The organism is Azospirillum sp. B506, from assembly GCF_000333595.1.
GTDB lineage: Bacteria > Pseudomonadota > Alphaproteobacteria > Azospirillales > Azospirillaceae > Azospirillum.
Map to the genome: position 1 here is coordinate 1 of NZ_BADK01001006.1, position 2,653 is coordinate 2,653.

Genomic DNA, 2,653 nt, shown 5'->3' on the forward strand with positions numbered 1-2,653 from the left:
CGGTCGATGCCCATGACAGCCTGCGCGCCGGCTTCCTGTGGAGGGGCTTGACCAGCGTTGCAGGGCGATTCGCGCAAAGGCGGCGGTGCCGCTGCGGCTGGAGGANCCGTGCGACGAGGCGGAGTCTGCCGAGCGTCTGGCCGAACGCCTGGAGTCTCTCGCGGCGGCGGAGCGGAGGGCCGGCTTCGACCTCGCGTCGCCGCCACTGTTGCGTCTGGCGGTGGTGCGCACGGGGGACGACCGCCATCATGTGATCCTGACCAGCCACCACATCCTGCTCGACGGCTGGAGCAGCTCGCAGCTTCTGGGGGAGGTGCTCCAGCGCTATGCCGGCCACGCCCCGGCGGCGGATGGCGGGCGGTTCCGCGACCATGTGGCGTGGTTGCAGGGCCGTGACCGGGGGGCTGCGGAGGCCTTCTGGCGCGCCCGAACCGCGGAACTCGACCAGCCAACGAGGATCGCCTCCCTGCTGCCGTCCGATCCGCCGCTGGTGTCCACGCCGGACCGCGAGGGCCAGGACGAATATCGCTGCCTCTTCACGGAGGAGGAAACCCGTCGTCTCACCGATCTCGCGCGGCACTGTGACGTCACGCTGAACAGCCTGATGCAGGCGGCCTGGGCCATCCTGCTGCGCCAGCATGGCGGCCAGGACACCGTCGCCTTCGGCACCACCGTATCGGGCCGTCCGGCCGATCTGCCGGGGGTGGAGCACCGGCTCGGCCTGTTCATCAACACGCTTCCGGTGATCCTGACGCCCGATCCGGCGATGCCGGTGGCGGACTGGCTCCGCACGGTCCAGCGCCGCACCCTCGACCTGCGCGAGCACGAGCACACGCCGCTGGCCGACATTCAGCAATGGTCGGGCCAGACCGCGTCGGGCGATGCCGGCGGTGCCCTGTTCGACAGCCTGCTGGTGTTCGAAAGCTATCCGGTTGCCGAGGCGCTCCGCCAGGGAAGCCCGGATGGCTTGCGCTTCTCCCCGGTGGTCGGTTATGAGCGCACCAACTATCCGCTGACCATCGCGATCATGCCCGGCGACCGGCTGGAACTGCACCACCGCTACGACTGCGCCCATCTGGCGGATCCGGCGGTGCGGCGTGTCGCCGGCCATCTGCGCCGCCTGCTGCTGGCGATGGCGGACGCTCCCGACCTGCCGCTCGGCTCCCTCTCGGTGCTGGACGGGAGCGACCGCGACCTTATCCTCGGCGCATGGAACCGGCCGGAGTCGATGGACTCCACGCCCTTGCCGCGTCTGTTCGAGGCCCAGGCCGCGCGCACGCCGGATGCCACTGCGGTCATCGCCGGCACACGAAGCCTGAGCTATGCCGAACTCAACCGCATGGCCAACCGGCTTGCTCATCGGTTGCACTCGCTCGGCGTGGCGCCCGGAGTGCCGGTCGCCGTCATGCTCGACCGGACGGAGGTTCTGCCGGCCGGCCTGCTGGCGATCCTGAAGGCGGGTGGCGCCTATGTCCCGCTCGACCCCGACTATCCCGCCGATCGCGTCGCCTACATGCTGGAAGACAGCCGGGCGTCGCTCGTCCTGACGCAGCGCAGCCTGCTGCCGCGGCTCCCGGCCGGCGGGGGCCTGCGCCTTCTGGCGCTCGACGACCCGGCGCTCGACCTGGAGAGCTGTCCGGATCACGATCCGCCGCCGATCACCAGGGCGGAGGACGCCGCTTATGTGATCTACACCTCCGGTTCAACCGGCCGGCCGAAGGGGGTGGTGATCGAGCATCGCAACGCCGCCGCCCTGATCGACTGGGCATTGCGGCTCTACCGGCCGGAGCAGTTGCAAGGTGTGCTGGCCTCGACCTCCGTCTGTTTCGACCTTTCGGTCTGGGAGGTCTTCGTCACGCTGAGCGCTGGCGGCCATGTGGTGATGGCCGACAACGCCCTGGCCTTGCCCGAGCTGCCGGCCCGCGACCGCGTGCGCCTGATCAACACCGTGCCGTCGGCGATTGCCGGTCTTCTGCGTTCCGGCGGAATCCCGGCCGGCGTGCGCACCGTCAATCTGGCGGGCGAGCCGCTGGCCCAATCGCTGGTGGACGAACTCTATGCCGCCGGCATCACCGACGTTTACGATCTCTACGGCCCGTCCGAGGATACGACCTATTCCACAGTGACCCGCCGCGAGCCGGGAGGCCGCGCCAACATCGGTCATCCCATCGCCGGAACCCAGGGCTATGTCCTGGACGGCGACCTGAACCCGGTTCCGCTTGGGGTGGTCGGCGAGCTTTATCTGGGCGGGTCCGGGTTGGCGCGGGGCTACCTGAACCGCTCCGGCCTGACGGCGGAGCGCTTCGTCGCCGATCCCTTCTCGGGCGACGGCGGTCGCCTCTACCGCACCGGCGACCTTGTGCGCCAGCGGGCGGACGGGGTCATCGAGTATGTCGGGCGCATCGACCATCAGGTGAAGATCCGCGGCTTCCGCATCGAGCTTGGCGAGGTCGAGGCCCGTTTGCGGGCGCAGGACGGCGTGCGCGAGGCGGCGGTGGTCGCCCGCGACGGCGGTTCCGGCAAGCGGCTGGTCGGCTATGTCGTGCCGGCGGTTCAGGCGGAGGACGGCTTCGCCGAGCGGCTGCGCGCCGGCCTGAAGGCGGCGCTGCCGGACTACATGGTCCCGGCCCACATCGTGGTCCTGGAGCGCCTG

The 2,653-nt window shown here is 70.3% G+C and carries 1 protein-coding gene; it reads left to right on the forward strand.

Annotated features, from left to right (window positions below; translation table 11 throughout):
• Positions 1-85 precede the first annotated feature (85 nt).
• A partial coding sequence (locus I71_RS31115; RefSeq protein ID WP_159107458.1) for an amino acid adenylation domain-containing protein occupies positions 86-2,653 on the forward strand: 2,568 nt, incomplete at its 3' end.